This window comes from Leifsonia sp. ZF2019 (genome assembly GCF_019924635.1).
GTDB lineage: Bacteria > Actinomycetota > Actinomycetes > Actinomycetales > Microbacteriaceae > Leifsonia.
In genome coordinates this window covers 3838456-3854058 of the sequence record NZ_CP065037.1, presented here as the reverse complement: position 1 = coordinate 3854058, position 15603 = coordinate 3838456, and the positions used below count along the sequence as shown (strand labels likewise).

Below are 15603 nucleotides of genomic sequence, written 5' to 3'. Positions count from 1 at the left end.
GGATGACCGCGACGACCGCTCCGCGCCGCCGGAGGCGCGGGCCCTTCGCCTCACCGTGGTGGGCCGCGCTCTTCATCGGGCCCACCGCCCTCGGCCTGCTCGTCTTCTACCTCTGGCCGACGGTCCGCACCTTCGTCCTCTCCTTCACCCGGTCGGGGCCGTTCGGCGGATCGGACTTCGTCGGGCTCGAGAACTACGCCCGGCTCGCGGCCGACCCCGACCTCGGCAGGGCGCTCGTCAACACGGCGCTGTACACCGTGATCGCGCTGGTGGGCATCCCGCTCGCCGTCGCGGTCGCGGCCCTGCTGAACACGGCCGGGCTGCGCGGCCGCAGCGTCTACCGGATGCTGTACTTCCTGCCCGTCGTCACCATGCCCGCCGCGGTGGCGCTGGTCTGGAAGATGCTCTACAACGGCGACTACGGCATCCTGAACCAGGCGCTGCACGCCGTGGGCATCACCGGCACGAGCTGGCTGACGAACCCGGCGACGGCGCTGTACGCGGTCGCCCTGGTCGGGATCTGGGCGGGGCTCGGGACGAACATCGTCATCTTCCTCGCGGGGTTGCAGGGCATCCCGGACACCCTGATGGAGGCGGCGTCGCTCGACGGCGCCGGACCGATCCGGACGTTCTTCTCGATCACCGTTCCGCTGCTGAGCCCGAGCATCTTCTTCGTGAGCGTGATCAACGTCATCGGCTCGCTGCAGGTGTTCGACCTGGTCTACCTCATGATCGGACGCACCAATCCGGCGCTGCCCGACACCCGGACCATCGTCTACCTCTTCTACCAGGCAGGGTTCCTGGACAACGACCGCGGGTACGCGGCGGCGGTCGCGTTCCTGCTGCTGGTCATCATCCTCGGCCTGACGATCGTGCAGTTCCGGCTGCAGAAGAAGTGGGTGCACTATGAATGAGTCCAAACGCCGGCCGTGGCTCGTGCACGTGCTGCTCGCCCTCGGTGCCGTGCTGATGGTGTTCCCGTTCGTCTGGCAGCTGCTGACGGCGTTCAAGACGTTCCCCGGGTCGGTGCAGGTGCCGCCGCAGCTCCTCCCCGCGCCGTGGGAGTTCGGCAACTTCGCGAAGGTCTTCGCCTCGATGCCGTTCGCGGCGATGTTCGTCAACTCCGCCGTGCTCACCATCGGTCGCACGCTCGGGCAGGTCGTGCTCTGCACGATGGCGGGGTACGGCTTCGCGCGCATCCCGTTCCGCGGCAGTAACGCGCTGTTCGTGGCGTTCCTCTCGGTGCTGATGGTCCCCTCGCAGCTGTACCTGCTGCCGCAGTACGAGATCATCCAGTCGCTGGGCTGGCTGAACTCGCTGCAGGGGCTGATCCTGCCGGGCATCTTCAGCGCGTTCGGCACGTTCCTGATGCGGCAGTTCTTCCTTTCCATGCCCGCCGAGCTGGAGGAGGCGGCGCGCATCGACGGCGCGAACGTGTGGCAGGTCTTCTGGCGCATCATGCTCCCGTTGGCGAAGCCGGGGATCATCGCGTTGACCGTGTTCACCGTGCTCTGGTCGTGGAACGACCTGCTGTGGCCGCTCGTCGTGACCACGGATCCGAACCGGATGCCGTTGTCGGTCGGGCTCGCCCAGCTTGTCGGGCTGCACGGCACGGACTACCCCGTGCTCATGGCGGGTGCTCTGCTCGCGGCGCTGCCGATGCTGCTCACGTTCCTCTTCCTGCAGAAGCAGTTCATCCAGGGGATAGCCTTCTCAGGATCGAAGGGGTGAGTTCTCGGCATGACGGAGCAGCTGAAGCGCGAGCCGGGACGGCCCACGATGAAGGCGGTCGCGCAGGAGGCCGGGGTCTCCACGGCGACGGTGTCGTACGTGCTCTCCGGCCGCGCTGGAGGAGGCCCGGGTGTCAGCGAGGCGACGGTTCAGCGGGTGCGCGACGCGGTCGAGCGACTCGGCTACCGGCCGAACGCCTCGGCGCGCGCCGTGCGCACGGGCCGTACCGGGCTGATCCACTTGTCGCTGCACATGCTGAGCGACCCGTGGTCGCTGGCCGTCGCCGCGGCGGTGAACGAGGCGGCGAACGAGCACGGCCTCACGACGATGATCCTCGCCGACGGCGACTGGTACACGGCGCTGAACGCGCAGCGGGCGGATGTGGCCTACATCGACGGACTCGGCGGCGATCGGGCCGACGCGGAACGCAAGCTGTCCGAGCTCGTCGAGAGCGGCCAACGCCTGGTGGTGTTCGACGAGCGGCTCGAGCCGAATGGCTTCGACGTCATCCGGTCGGACGCGATCCCGGGATCCCGGCTGGCCGTCGAGCACCTGCTGGAGCGGCACACCGACATCGCCTGCCTCACGACCCGCACGGCCTACGCGTCGACGGGGGAGTCGCGGTACACGGTCTACCGCGACGCCCTCCGGCAGCGTGGCCTGCCGGTGCGGGAGGACCGCGTCGCGTTCTTCGAAGACACCCAGGCGAGCGCGTTCACGGCCGCGATCGAACTGCTCTCGGGCTACGACCGGCCCACGGCGATCTACGCGACGACGGACTTCGCGGCCATCGCCGTGGTGAACGCGGCGCACCGGCTCGGCCTGCGGGTCCCGGACGCGGTGTCCGTCATCGGGGTGGGCAACACCCCGGACGCACGCCTGGTGGAGCCCGCGCTCTCCACGGTCGGGCCGCCCGACTTCTACCGCAAACAGGCGCGGATCATCGTGGACCGCGCTCTCGGGAGGCCGGCCCGGGACGACCACGGGGAGCTGCACGTCTTCGACTGGTCGCTCGTCGTGCGCGAGTCGACGGCCGGCTGACGCCGAGCCGGTCTGTTCTCTTCCCCATATCTCTTTTCCATCCACCTGTCACGTGAGGAGTGTTCGTGGACGTCAGAATCGGTGTCGTCGGCTTCGGCCTGAGGGGCCATCTCGCCCGGGAGGCCCACCGTCCGGGAGACGGATCGCGCGTGGTCGCGGTGTGCGACCTCAGCGAGCGATCCCGCGCGCAGGCGGCGGAGGCGTTCCCCGACGCGCTCGTCACGCCGAGCCTCGACGAGCTGCTCGCCTCGGGGGTGGACGCCGTCATGGTGCTCACCCCGGACGACCGCCACGCGGAGGTCGCCGTGCCCGCCCTCGAGGCCGGCGTCGCCGTGTTCTGCGAGAAGCCGCTCGCGATCTCCATCGACGACTGCGACCGCATCCTGGAGGCCGCGCATCGCACGGGCTCCCGGCTCTACGTCGGTCACAACATGCGGCACATGCCCGTGATCACCCTGATGCGACGGCTCATCGACGAGGGCAGGATCGGCGAGGTGAAGGCCGTGTGGTGCCGCCACTTCGTCGGCAACGGCGGCGACTTCTACTTCAAGGACTGGCACGCGGACCGCTCCAAGTCTGTCGGGCTCCTGCTCCAGAAGGGCGCGCACGACATCGACGTCATCCACTGGCTGGGCGGCGGGTACTCGCGGCGGGTGCAGGCGATCGGATCGCTCAGCGTCTACGGCGGCATCCAGGACCGCCGTGACCGCTCGGGCGAGCGGATGCACGACTGGTTCAGCCTCGACAACTGGCCGCCGACCACGGCGGAGGGGCTCAACCCGGTGGTCGACGTCGAGGACATCTCGCAGGTGAACCTGGTGCTCGACAGCGGGGTGCTCGCCTCCTACGAGCAGTGCCACTTCACGCCCGACTACTGGCGCAACTACACGGTCATCGGGACCGAGGGCCGGCTGGAGAACCTCGGTGACGAGACGGGCTCGGAGGTGCGGCTGTGGAACCGGCGGCACGCGGGTGCGGCACCGGCCGACGAGACGTTCATCGTCCCGGAGGGCGCGGGCGGCCACGGAGGAGCGGACCGGCTCCTCATCGACGAGTTCGTCGCGTTCGTGCGCGACGGCGGCACGACCCTCACCTCGCCGGTCGCGGCCCGCCATGCCGTCGCCGCGGGCGTCGTCGCCACGGCCTCCCTCCGCGGCGACGGCGGGCTGCTCCCCGTGCCCGAGCTCGACGCCGAGCTGCGCGCCTACTTCGACGGCGGGCAGCGCGGTCGGGAAGGGGCCGGCCGTGATGCGGTGGTCTAGGCTGTCAGCGGCGAAACGCTCCTCCCTCCCCGCTCACAAGGCGGGGGAGGCGCGTTCGACTCCACTTGATGCGCCCCACGAAGGCCGTCGACGAGGAAGGTGGCTATGAGAGCCCTGTTCAAGAGCGAGGCCGGGCCGGGTCTCGAGTTCCGCGACCTCCCCGAGCCCGAGGCCGGGCCGGAGGACGTCAAGATCCGCGTGCTGCGCACCGGGATCTGCGGCACCGATCTGCACATCCAGCGCTGGGACGACTGGGCCGCCTCCGCCGTGGCCGCGCCGCTCGTGCCGGGCCACGAGTTCTTCGGCGAGGTCGTCGAGGTCGGGCCGCTGGTGCGCGATGTCGCCGTCGGCGATCTGGTGTCAGGCGAGGGCCACATCGTCTGCGGGACCTGCCGCAACTGCCGCGCCGGACGGCGCCAGATGTGCATCCGCACACAGGGCGTCGGCGTGCAGCGGGACGGCGCGTTCGCCGAGTTCCTCGTGCTCCCGGCGACGAACGTCTGGGTGCACCACAGCGCCATCGAGCCGGAGGTCGGGGCGCTCTTCGATCCGCTCGGCAACGCCGTGCACACCGCCCTCGCGTTCCCGGTGGTCGGGGAGGACGTGCTCGTCACCGGCTGTGGACCCATCGGCCTGATGGCCATCGCGGTCGCCCGGCACGTGGGCGCGCGCTTCATCGTCGGCACCGACGTCAGCGCGCAGCGCCTCGCCCTCGCGCAGGGGATGGGTGCCGACTTCACCGTCGACGTCTCGCAGCACGACATCCGGCAGGCGCAGCAGGCGCTCGGGATGCGCGAAGGCTTCGATGTCGGCTTCGAGATGAGCGGGGCGCCCACCGCGCTCCCGCAGATGATCGAGAACATGAACCACGGAGGGCGCATCGCGATGCTCGGCCTCCCGTCGCAGTCGATCGCCGTCGACTGGGGCATCGTGGTCACCCACATGCTCACGCTCAAGGGCATCTACGGCCGCGAGATGTTCGAGACGTGGAACGCGATGGGCGCGATGCTGCAGACTTCGAAGCCGCTGCACGATGCGATCGCGTCGATCGTGTCCGACCGTTTCGCGGCGCGCGAGTGGGAACGGGGCTTCGCGGCGGCGGCGTCGGCCGGCGGCGGCAAGGTCATCCTCGACTGGACGGAGGTCTGAGATGTATGGGAGTTTCGAGCAGCACCTCGCGGGGCAGCTGGCGGAGATCGAGGCCGCGGGCCTGACCAAGCGGGAACGCAGCATCCACGGCCCGCAGTCGGCGCAGATCATCGCCGACGGCGCCGAGGTGCTCAACTTCTGCGCCAACAACTACCTCGGTCTGGCCGATCATCCCGCCCTGCGCGACGCGGCGAAGTCCGCCCTCGACGAGTGGGGTTACGGGATGGCCAGCGTGCGCTTCATCTGCGGCACGCAGGAGCAGCACCTGGAGCTGGAGCGGCGGGTGTCGCAGTTCCTCGGCACCGAGGCGACCATCCTGTACTCCTCGTGCTTCGACGCGAACGGCGGCGTCTTCGAGACGCTGTTCGGCCCGGAGGACGCGATCGTCTCCGACGCCCTCAACCACGCGTCGATCATCGACGGCATCCGCCTCTCCAAGGCGCAGCGCTTCCGTTACCGCAACCGCGACCTCGACGACCTGCGCGCGCAGCTCGAGGCGGCGCGAGAGGCCGGCGCCCGCTTCACGGTCATCGTCACCGACGGCGTCTTCTCGATGGACGGGTACATCGCACCGCTGCGCGAGATCTGCGACCTGGCCGACGAGTTCGGCGCGCTCGTCTTCGTGGACGACTCGCACGCCGTCGGCTTCGTCGGCGAGCACGGCCGGGGCACGCCGGAGTTCTGCGGCGTCGCCGACCGTGTCGACATCTACACCGGCACGTTCGGCAAGGCCCTCGGCGGCGCCTCCGGAGGCTACGTCGCGTCGCGGCAGAAGGTCGTCGACCTGCTCCGCCAGCGGTCGCGGCCCTATCTGTTCTCCAACACGCTCGCGCCGTCGATCGTCGCAGGCACCCTCGCCGCGCTCGACCTGCTGGAGGCGTCGGACGACCTCCGCGCCCGCCTCGTCGCGAATGCGCGCCTGTTCCGCGAGCTGATGACGGAGGCCGGCTTCGAGCTCCTGCCCGGCGAGCATCCCATCGTCCCTGTGATGTTCCACGATGCCGCCCTGACGGCCCGGATCGCCGACGAGATGCAGAAGCACGGCGTGTACGTCACGGCGTTCTCGTTCCCGGTCGTTCCGCGCGGCGAGGCCCGCATCCGGGTGCAGTTGTCGGCGGCCCACACCGACGACGAGATCCGCCGCTGCGTCGCCGCCTTCACCGCGGCGAGGGAGATTGTCGCGACCGCCTGACGCTCGCCGCGCCGCGCCGCCTCACCCCGTCCCGCCCCGCATTGCGCCCCACCCAGCAATTCCGGAGATCTCCTCGGCTCGCCCACGGACCTCCGGTCGGACGGCAACATGAGCGGCGCGTCGCAGCAGAATTCCGGAGTTCAGGAGGCGGAGTCGACCTCGGCGGCGGGGATGCGTCGGCGCGTGAAGAACAGCAGCAGCTGGGCGCCGAGGAAGACGGCGAGGGCCGACAGGTCGGCGATGGCGACTGTGCCGGCGACGGCGGCGACCTGCGTCACGCCGCACGACCGGTTCGGCTGGTCGGGCTGACAGAGGAAGCGGTCGCCGCTGAGGATTGCGCCCGTCTTCAGCCACAGCGGGATCAGTTGGTTGTACGCGGTGGCGAGGCCCTTGGTCAGCGTGGGGCCCGAGTGGCCTTCTCCGGGCACCGCCCAGTAGGTCACCTTCCAGCCCGCGTTCTCGGCTGCCGTGGCGGTGTCCTCCACCTGCTGGCGGAAGTGCGGGTCGGCCGCCCCGGCGACGAAGATCCCGCGCATGGGGTGGTCGGTGTAGTCGCTCGCGGCCATCACCTTCGCCGGCCAGTACTTCTCGTACTCGGCCTCGCTGCCGCCGTAGTACTTCGCCCGAGTGCGGTCGGAACGATACTCGCCCGGCTTGTCGGGGCCGGAGATGTCGATGACGTTCGCCCACAGGTCGGGGCGCTTGGCCCCGAGGTACGCGGCGCACTCGCCCCCGTGGGAGAACCCGGCCACGGCCCAGTCGTCGCGGTCGCCAGAGACGGGGAGCTCGGACTTCACCCAGTCCGGCACGTCCTGCGCCAGGAAGGTCTCCAGTTGTCCGGCCGAGGTGTTGCTGCAGGGAGGGTTCTTGTCGTTGGCGCCGAGCTGGTCGACGACGAGCACGAACGGAGCGTCGTCCAACCGCTCCGTCCCGAGCGAGTGGAGGGCGTCGAGGGTGGCGCCGAGCGTCGGGTTGCCCGGCTGGCCCATCATCATGATGACGACCGGGCGCGTGCTCGACGGATTGCGGATCCACCCGGGCGGCACGAACAGGTGCGCATCGCGGGAGGAGAAGCCGGACGCGGTGGGCGGGATGTGCACGGCCAGCTGATAGCCGTCGACCAGCGTGGACGCGGTGACGGGCACGCGCTTGCCGGCGACGGTCACGGTCGAGAAGGCCGGGGCGACCGCGATGACCGCGATGCCCGCCGTCAGCAGCCCGGCGATGGCCGCGAGCGCGACGGCGACCGCGCGCAGCCGCGTGCTCTGGACGGCGTGGCCCAGCGCGAGCGGGAAGAGCGACGCTGCGAGGCCCACGGCGAACCAGCCGAGACCGCCGAGGTCGGGGCGCGGCGTCAGCGCAGCGAGGAGCATGAGCGCGACGAGCGCCGCGACCTGCGTCGCGATCACTGCGATGACGGTCGGACGCGCGCGGAATCGCCAGGCGCGCCGAGCGAACCGCCACGCCGGGTACGCGCAGACGATCGCGAGCGCCAGGCTGAGCCAGGCGAGGGTCCCCATGCCTCCACCCTAGGTGCACCACCGCATCCGACCCCGCCAGGACGACGAGCGCGAGGTGAGAACTCTCCCGGAGCGGGTGAGAGTCGCCTCAGGGGTGGGGTGCGCCCGTCGACTCCCGCGCCCGCACCCGGATCGCGGGGGCGTCGACCCGCTCGACCCTGCCACCGGCCCGCATGGTCGTGTAGGCCTCGACCAGGTCGCCCGCGAGCTCGTCCGCGTCGAACGCGATGGTCGTCAAGCGGGGGATGAAGTCGGCCGAGGCGGGATGGTCGTCGGCGCCGATCACGGAGAGGTCGTCGGGCACGCGGAGCCCGGCATCGGTCAGTGCGCGGATGGCCGCGATGGCGAGGCCGTCGTGCGCTGCGACGACGGCGGTCGGGGCCGCGCCCGCGTAGCGGAGGCCGTGCGCCCAGTCGCGGACGGTCTCCGCGGACGACGCCGCGTGGGTGATCGTGAGCCGGACTCGCGCCGCGGCGGCGGCCTCCTGCGCCCCGGCGAGCCGCTCGTCCGCCATGGCGGAGGAGGCGGTCGGCATCAGGAAGGCGATCTCACGGTGACCCAGCCCCAGCAGGTGCTCGACGGCGACTCGACCGAACGGCCGCTGCGGGATGACGAGGGTGGGTGCGTACCCGACCGGCTCCCTGCCGTGCACGATCAGCGCGCGGACACCCGCGAGTCGCAGCACCTCCGTCGCCTCGGCGTCGCACCGGTCCGCTTCGGCGAGCACCGCCTCCGGGCGGAGTTTGGCCCACAGTTGGGCGGCCTCCGCGCCCGTGGTCGAGACGTCCGCGTGCCGGAGGGCGTCCGTGCCGTCATCGACGGTACGGGCGAGCAGCAGCTCCAGCGTGCGTTCGACGTTCGCGCCGTGGTCGACCGCGGACGACGCGACCAGAAGGCCGGCGACCGCCTCCCCGCTCGCCAGCGAGCGCGCTGCGGTGTTCGGTGTATACCCGAGCAGGCGTGCCGCTTCGAGCACGCGATGACGGGTGTCGTCCGACACGCGCGAGTTGGGCTTGTCGTTGAGGACGAAGGAGACCGTCGCACGTGACACCCCCGCGGCGAGCGCCACGTCGGCGCTGGTCGGGGCTTTGACGACCTGGGGCGTGAACATGGTGGGTTCAGTCTAGGTCGGGACGGGGACGCGTTCGGTTATGCGCGTAATCAAAAACCGAGCATCGGGTTGTATTCGCGATGCGGGTGACTTATGGTTACGCGTGTTAGCACGCAACGAAGCCTGCTCTGAAAGGACATCCCGTGACATCGACGTCTGACGATCTTCCCGACGGTCCCCGCCCCGTACAGCCGACCGTCCCCTCCAACCTCTCCGGTGTGCCCGACAGTGCGGCGCTCGGGTCCACCCTGACCACGGCCGACTCGGTGTTCTCCGCCGCGCCGACGACCGCCACCTCCGCGCAGCGTCCCGACAAGGTCAAGGTGCGGGGCCGGCTGCTCAAGCTGATGCTCTCGATGCTGGTCGCCAACATCGCCATCTTCGCGATCTGGGGAGCGGTGCCCGGCATCCTGCTGCCCTTGCAGATCCAGGCGCTCGTGGGCGAGAAGGCGCAGAACGGCACCCTCGCCATCGTCGCGACGATCGGCGCCTTCGCGGCGATGGTCGCTCAGCCGATCGCGGGCCTCGTCTCCGACCGGACGCGCAGCCGTTTCGGCCGGCGCGCGCCGTGGATGGTCGTGGGCGTGCTGCTCGGCGGGCTGTCGCTGCTCTTCATGAGCGCCGCGAACGGCGTCGTCCAGCTCGCGATCGCGTGGGTCATGGTGCAGGTCTGCTACAACTTCGCGCAGGGTCCGCTCTCGGCCATCCTGCCGGACCGCGTCCCGAGCGGCGCCCGCGGCACCTTCGCCTCGCTCTCCGGTCTGGGTCTCATGCTCGGATCGCTGGGCGGATCGATCGTCGCCGCGCAGTTCGCCAAGGCCATCCCGGCCGGCTACCTCACCTTCGCGGGAATCGCGCTCATCGTCATCGTGCTGTTCGTCATCATCAACCCGGACCGCTCCAACAAGGGGGAGCCGAAGCCGCCGTTCAACCTCGCGGCCTTCCTCCAGACGTTCTGGGTGAGCCCCCGCAAGCACCCCGACTTCTTCTGGGGATTCACCGGTCGCCTGCTGCTCTACGCCGGCTACTTCATGGTGACGGGGTACCAGCTCTTCATTCTGCAGTCCTACATCGGCCTCGGCGACGGCGCGGTCGCGATGATGCCGCTGCTCAGCCTCGTCAGCCTGGTCGGCATCATCATCACCACGCTCATCGGCGGGCCGCTCTCCGACAAGATCGGCCGTCGCAAGCCGGTGGTCATCGTGGCGGGCGTCGTCCTCGCCGTCTCCCTGCTGTTCCCGCTCATCATGCCGACCCTGGTGGGCATGTTCCTGTTCTCTTTCGTCTCCGGCCTCGGCTTCGGCGCCTACCAGGCCGTCGACACCGCACTCATGAGCGAGGTCCTGCCCTCGAAGGACGACTTCGCGAAGGACCTCGGCGTCCTCAACATCGCCGCCACGCTGCCGCAGACGCTCGCCCCCGGAATCGCCGGAGCGATCATCGTCGCGTTCGGCAACACCTACACCGCCCTCTTCCCCATCGGCATCGTCATCGCCCTGCTGGGCGCCTTCGCTGTCCTCCCGATCAAGTCCGTGCGCTAGGAGTCCCACCGTCATGACCGACACCATCACCACCGAGGACGTCATCGCCGGCCTCCTCGCCTCCCTCACCCTGGAGCAGAAGGTGCGCCTGCTGACGGGCGCGTCGTTCTGGACGCTGCACGACGAACCACAGATCGGGCTCGACACGATCGTGGTCTCCGACGGGCCCGCCGGCATCCGCGGGCAGCTGTGGGACGAGCGCGACGCGTCCGCCAACCTCCCGTCGCCGACGTCGCTCGCCGCTTCCTGGGATGTGGAGCGTGTCCACCGGCTCGGGCAGCTGATCGCCGCCGAGGCCCGCCGCAAGGGTGTTGCGGTCGCCCTCGGCCCGACGGTCAACATCCAGCGCTCGCCGCGCGGCGGCCGCCACTTCGAGGCGTTCAGCGAGGACCCGTGGCTCTCGGGCGTCATCGGCACGGCCTACGTGCGGGGCGTGCAGTCGGGCGGGGTCGGTGCGACGCCGAAGCACTACGTCGCGAACGACAGCGAGACCGACCGCATGACCGTCGATGTGCGGGTGGACGAGCGCACCCTGCGCGAGGTCTACCTGGCGCCGTTCGAGCGGATGGTCGTCGAGGGCGGCGCGTGGCTCGTCATGTCGTCGTACAACTCGGTCAACGGCGTGACCATGACCGAGAACGAGCTGTTGCGCTCGCCGCTGAAGGAGGAGTGGGGCTTCGACGGGGTCGTCGTCTCCGACTGGATGGGCGTGCGCGACACGGTCGCCGCCGCGGTCTCGTCGCAGGATCTCGCGATGCCCGGCCCGCAGGGCGTGTGGGGCGACGCACTGGTCGAAGCCGTGCGCGCCGGGTCGGTCGCCGAGAGCGACGTCGACGAGAAGGTGCGTCGCATCCTCCGTCTGGCCGGTCGCCTGGGTGCGCTCGACGGTGTGGAGGCAGCGACGCCGCTCGCGGAGCCCTGGTCGCAGGAGAGCGTCGACGCGTTGCTGCGGGAGGCGGCGGCCGATGGGATGGTGCTGGTCCGCAACGAGGGCGGCCTGCTCCCCCTCGCACCCGCCGACCCCGACAGTGACGGCACGGGCGGCCGCATCGCCGTCATCGGCCAGCACGCGCGGGTGGCGCGCAGTCAGGGAGGCGGTTCCGCGACCGTGTTCCCGCAGCATGTCGTCACACCGCTGGACGGGATCGAGGAGGCGTTCGGCGCCGACCGCGTGCGGTTCGCGCCCGGCGCCCGGTCGACCGAGAGCGTCCTCCCGCTGGACGGCCGCGTCGCCACCGATCCGGTCACCGGCGAGGCCGGGGTGCACGTGCGGTTCCTGGACGCGGGCGGCGCGGTGCTGCTCGACGAGCACCGCCTCTCCGGCCGGCTGATCTGGCTGGGGGATCCGGTGCTCGGCGAGACCGCCGTCGTCGAGGCGACGGCGACCTTCACGGCGCCGGAGGACGGCGAATACGCGGTCGGTTTCGCCGGCCTCGGGCTGTTCCGTTTCGAGGTCGACGGCGAGCTGAAGAGCGACGGCCTGTTCTTCCCCGAGGGCACCGACCCCTTCATGGCGTTCCTCAACCCGCCGAAACAGTCGTTCCCGCTGCGTCTCTCCGCCGGGCAGACCGTCGGGCTGCGCCTCGAGCACCGCCCGCAGATGCAGGCCGGGCTCGCCGCGGTCATGTTCACCCTCGGTTACGAAGAGCCGTTCTCGGATTCGGCCGAGGAGCTGGAGCGCGCGGTCGCACTCGCGGCGGAGTCCGACACCGCGATCGTCGTCGTCGGCACCACGGAGACGCTGGAGTCCGAGGGCTTCGACCGTGCGGGGCTCGGTCTCCCGGACGGCCAGGACGAGCTCGTCCGGCGCGTCCTCGCCGCCAATCCGCGCACCGTGGTCGTCGTCAACTCGGGCGGCCCGGTCGTTCTGCCGTGGCTCGACGACGCGCCGGCCGTGGTGCTCACCTGGTTCCCCGGACAGGAGATGGGAGGCGCGCTCGCCGACGTGCTCACCGGCTCCCGCGAGCCCGGTGGTCGCATCCCGACCACCTGGGCCGCGCGCGAGGACGACGTGCCGGTCTGGCAGGTCGAGCCGGTCGACGGCAAGCTGTTCTACGACGAGAAGCTGAACGTCGGGTATCGGGAGTGGGTGCGCCGTCAGCAGCTCGGCGGGCCGGCCCCGGCCATCCCGTTCGGTCACGGCCTCGGCTACACGACGTGGGAGCTCGGCGCGACGACGCTCGACGGCCTGACCGCGAGCGTCCCGGTCCGCAACACGGGGACCCGGCCGGGCAAGCAGGTCGTGCAGGCGTATCTCTCACGCGTCACCGCGTCCGACCTCGACCGGCCGGTGCTGTGGCTCGCCGGCTACGCGGTGGTCCACGCGGACCCGGGGGAGACCATCACCGCGACGATCGAGCTCGAGCCGCGCAGCCTCCAGCACTGGTCCGTCGACGATCACGCCTGGCGCACCGAGCCGGGCGTCTACGCTCTCCGCCTCGGCACCTCCGTCGCCGCCCTCGGCACCCCGGCGGAGTTCACCGTCTAGCCGCCACCCTGTCCTGCCCACCCCTGTCCTGCCCACCCCGGGCCGGTACGCACGGGGGTCGCATTCCGCCGCTTCGCCGCGCGCAGAGCGGCAGTTCGCGACCCCTGTGTCGGCGTTGCGGCGGTCAGTGCGCGAAGGTCGCGAAGCGGGTGCGCAGGCCGTCGAGCAGCGCGTGCAGGCCGATCGCGAAGGCGCCGTCGGCCGGAGGCGCGTCCCCGACTGCGGCTGCGCGGGCGCTGTACGCGGATGCGAACGCCGGCACCTCCGCCTCCGCTCCGGTCGGGTCGAACATGTCCCCCGGGGCGACCGCGTCGAGCGCCGAGCCGAGGATGAACGACTCGACCGCGACGATCGTGGGCAGCACCTCCGGCTCGGGCCATCCCGCGGCGACCATGGCGGCGACGACCGTGTCGTACATCCGCATCGTGCGCAGCGCGCCGTGCAGCGGCATCGTGGCGAGCATCGCGATGGTCGGGGGATGGCCGGCGAACGCGACGCGGTACGAGTACGCCCAGTGCAGCATCGCCCGATCCCAGGGCTCGGTCGCGAACGCGCTGACATCGATCCTGTCGCTGATGAGTTCCCGGATGCCCGCGATGACGTCCTCCTTGCCGTCGACGTGGTTGTAGAGGGCGCTGGGCCGCACGCGGAGGGTCTGGGCGAGTCGGGCCATGGTGAACCCGTCGGTGCCGCCCTCGTCGAGGAGGCGCAGTGCGGCCTCCGCGATGAGGTCGCGCGTGAGCACCGTGGTGGTCGGCCGGCCGACGCGACGCGCCGGTCGATCGGCGCGGGTGTCGCTCGGAGGCTGGGGCACGATCACACCCTAACCCCCGCGGTGCGCACGAATTCCGGTCCTGCTCTTCCGCTCGCGCGGATCGTGCCCTAGTCTCTGACGAAATAAAAGAACGTCGTTCATTTTGCGGCGTCGGACTGCGGAGGTGCAATGGGCACGACGGTCTTCGTCAACGGGAGGATCCTCTCCGGCTACCGTGCGGATGCGCGCGAAGCCGAGGCTGTCGCCGTGGTCGACGGTGTCGTCGCCGCGATCGGCGCCGAGGCCCTGGCGCTGAGCGCGGGCGCGGGCGAGGTGATCGACCTGGCCGGAGGCGTCCTCGCCCCCGCATTCGGAGACGGCCACGCGCACCCGCTGCAGGGCGGCCTGGAGAAGCTCGGGCCGCAGGTGCGGTCGTGCGGCAGCGTCGACGAGATCGTCGCGTGCGTGAAGGAGTGGGCCGAGGCGCATCCCGAGCAGGAGTGGATCTACGGCGGCAGCTACGACGCGACCCTCGCCCCCGAGGGGATGTTCGACGCCCGCTGGCTCGACGAGGCCGTTCCCGACCGCCCGGTCGTGCTGCGCGCCTGGGACTACCACACGGTCTGGGTCAACTCGGAGGCGCTGCGCCGCGCGGGCATCGACGCCGACACCCCGGAGCCGGCGCTCGGCCGCATCCCGCGCCGCCCGGACGGGACGCCGCTCGGAATCCTGCAGGAGCCCGGCGCCGTCGACCTCCTCGTACCGGTCGAGCCCGGCCGCACGCACGAGGACCGCGTGGAGGCGCTGCGCCTCGCCACCGCCGAGTACGCGGCCCTCGGCGTCAGCTGGATCCAGGATGCCTGGGTCGAGCCGGCCGAGGTGGAGGCGTACCTCGCCGCCGCCGAACGCGGCCTGCTCTCCACGCGCGTCAACCTGGCCCTGCGCGCCGACCCGTTCCGCTGGCGCGACCAGGTGCCCGGTTTCGTGGAGGCCCGCCGACGCGTCGAGGAGCTGGGCGACCCCCTGCTCACCGCGGCGACGGTCAAGGTCTTCGTCGACGGCGTCGTCGAGAACCACACCGCCGCGATGCTGGCCGACTACGCGGACATCCCGGGCGACCGCGGACTTCCGAACTGGGAGGCCGCCCAGCTCGCCGAGGCCGCCGCGACCTTCGACCGCCTCGGCTTCCAGCTGCACCTGCACGCGATCGGCGACGCCGCCTGCCGCACCGCGCTCGACGTGTTCGAGCACGTCGAGCGCGCGAACGGCCCGCGCGACCGCCGCCCCGTGATCGCCCACGTGCAGCTCGCGGACCCGGCCGACCTGCCGCGGTTCGCCGCGCTCGGCGTCACCGCCAACTTCGAGCCGCTCTGGGCGCAGCTCGACCCCATGATGCTCGACCTCACGCTCCCTCGCCTCGGGCCGGAGCGCGAACAGCTGCAGTACCGCATCCGTACGCTGCTGGAGACGGCTCACATCTCCTTCGGCAGCGACTGGCCGGTCAGCGACAACGACTGGCGGCCCGGGATCGCGACCGCGGTCACCCGGCAGACCGCGGCGCGCGTGCCCGAGGCGGGATGGACCCCCGCCGAGCGCATCGCGCTGCCCGACGCACTGGAGGCGTACTCCGCCGGCGTCACCCGCCAGGCTTTCGCCGAGGCGACCCGCGGCGAGCTCATCGTCGGCGCCGCGCCCGACCTCGTCTGGCTCGACCGCGATCCCCGCGCCGTCGACCCGCACGACCTGCGCTCGATCGCCGTACTCGGCGCCTGGGTCGCAGGCGTGCGCCGGGCCTGAGAGCCGACCCGCTCCTC

The 15603-nt window shown here is 71.1% G+C and carries 12 protein-coding genes; 9 read left to right on the top strand and 3 right to left on the bottom strand.

The window, feature by feature from the left end:
- Positions 1-2 precede the first annotated feature (2 nt).
- From IT072_RS18810 to IT072_RS18785, 6 genes are all read left to right on the top strand, one after another.
- Entirely contained in the window at positions 3-914 is a 912-nt protein-coding gene (locus IT072_RS18810; RefSeq protein WP_223358360.1) for a carbohydrate ABC transporter permease, read from the top strand.
- Positions 907-1731, top strand: a complete 825-nt coding sequence (locus tag IT072_RS18805) for a carbohydrate ABC transporter permease (protein WP_223358359.1) — start codon at positions 907-909, stop codon at positions 1729-1731. Before IT072_RS18810 ends, IT072_RS18805 begins: the two co-directional genes overlap by 8 nt.
- A 9-nt stretch (positions 1732-1740) precedes the next feature.
- Complete coding sequence (locus IT072_RS18800; protein WP_223358358.1) at positions 1741-2772, top strand: LacI family DNA-binding transcriptional regulator; 1032 nt, start codon at positions 1741-1743, stop codon at positions 2770-2772.
- A 65-nt stretch (positions 2773-2837) separates the two neighbouring features.
- Positions 2838-4034 carry a Gfo/Idh/MocA family protein gene (locus IT072_RS18795; protein ID WP_223358357.1) on the top strand — a complete coding sequence of 399 codons (1197 nt, stop codon included), beginning with the start codon at positions 2838-2840 and terminating at the stop codon, positions 4032-4034.
- Positions 4035-4139: 105 nt separating this feature from the next.
- A complete protein-coding gene (tdh, locus tag IT072_RS18790; RefSeq protein WP_223358356.1) occupies positions 4140-5183 on the top strand; it encodes an L-threonine 3-dehydrogenase in 1044 nt (347 codons plus the stop codon).
- Position 5184: 1 nt separating this feature from the next.
- The gene (locus IT072_RS18785) at positions 5185-6375 is read left to right on the top strand and encodes a glycine C-acetyltransferase (RefSeq protein WP_223358355.1); all 1191 of its coding nucleotides are present in this window, start codon (positions 5185-5187) and stop codon (positions 6373-6375) included.
- A gap of 140 nt (positions 6376-6515) precedes the next feature.
- Here the strand turns inward: IT072_RS18785 and IT072_RS18780 are convergent, their stop codons facing one another.
- Positions 6516-7895, bottom strand: a complete 1380-nt coding sequence (locus IT072_RS18780; RefSeq protein WP_223358354.1) for an alpha/beta hydrolase — start codon at positions 7893-7895, stop codon at positions 6516-6518.
- Positions 7896-7983: 88 nt separating this feature from the next.
- Positions 7984-9006, bottom strand: a complete 1023-nt coding sequence (locus IT072_RS18775) for a LacI family DNA-binding transcriptional regulator (RefSeq protein WP_223358353.1) — start codon at positions 9004-9006, stop codon at positions 7984-7986.
- A gap of 143 nt (positions 9007-9149) precedes the next feature.
- Here IT072_RS18775 and IT072_RS18770 point away from each other — a divergent pair, with 143 nt between their 5' ends.
- Positions 9150-10547 carry an MFS transporter gene (locus IT072_RS18770; RefSeq protein ID WP_223358352.1) on the top strand — a complete coding sequence of 466 codons (1398 nt, stop codon included), beginning with the start codon at positions 9150-9152 and terminating at the stop codon, positions 10545-10547.
- Positions 10548-10560: 13 nt separating this feature from the next.
- Positions 10561-13035, top strand: coding sequence for a beta-glucosidase H (locus IT072_RS18765; RefSeq protein WP_223358351.1), 2475 nt, complete (start codon positions 10561-10563; stop codon positions 13033-13035).
- Positions 13036-13159: 124 nt separating this feature from the next.
- On the opposite strand, the gene IT072_RS18760 is transcribed toward IT072_RS18765, so the two are convergent.
- Entirely contained in the window at positions 13160-13849 is a 690-nt protein-coding gene (locus IT072_RS18760) for a TetR/AcrR family transcriptional regulator C-terminal domain-containing protein (RefSeq protein WP_223358350.1), read from the bottom strand.
- Between the two features lie 129 nt (positions 13850-13978).
- Here IT072_RS18760 and IT072_RS18755 point away from each other — a divergent pair, with 129 nt between their 5' ends.
- The gene (locus IT072_RS18755; RefSeq protein WP_223358349.1) at positions 13979-15586 is read left to right on the top strand and encodes an amidohydrolase; all 1608 of its coding nucleotides are present in this window, start codon (positions 13979-13981) and stop codon (positions 15584-15586) included.
- Positions 15587-15603: the final 17 nt, after the last annotated feature.

Bases quoted from the DNA above. Each gene is read 5' to 3' on its own strand.
- IT072_RS18810 (WP_223358360.1), top strand. From the start codon at position 3: ATGACCGCGACGACCGCTCCGCGCCGCCGGAGGCGCGGGCCCTTCGCC.
- IT072_RS18805 (WP_223358359.1), top strand. From the start codon at position 907: ATGAATGAGTCCAAACGCCGGCCGTGGCTCGTGCACGTGCTGCTCGCC.
- IT072_RS18800 (WP_223358358.1), top strand. From the start codon at position 1,741: ATGACGGAGCAGCTGAAGCGCGAGCCGGGACGGCCCACGATGAAGGCG.
- tdh (WP_223358356.1), top strand. From the start codon at position 4,140: ATGAGAGCCCTGTTCAAGAGCGAGGCCGGGCCGGGTCTCGAGTTCCGC.
- IT072_RS18785 (WP_223358355.1), top strand. From the start codon at position 5,185: ATGTATGGGAGTTTCGAGCAGCACCTCGCGGGGCAGCTGGCGGAGATC.
- IT072_RS18780 (WP_223358354.1), bottom strand. From the start codon at position 7,895: ATGGGGACCCTCGCCTGGCTCAGCCTGGCGCTCGCGATCGTCTGCGCG.
- IT072_RS18775 (WP_223358353.1), bottom strand. From the start codon at position 9,006: ATGTTCACGCCCCAGGTCGTCAAAGCCCCGACCAGCGCCGACGTGGCG.
- IT072_RS18765 (WP_223358351.1), top strand. From the start codon at position 10,561: ATGACCGACACCATCACCACCGAGGACGTCATCGCCGGCCTCCTCGCC.
- IT072_RS18755 (WP_223358349.1), top strand. From the start codon at position 13,979: ATGGGCACGACGGTCTTCGTCAACGGGAGGATCCTCTCCGGCTACCGT.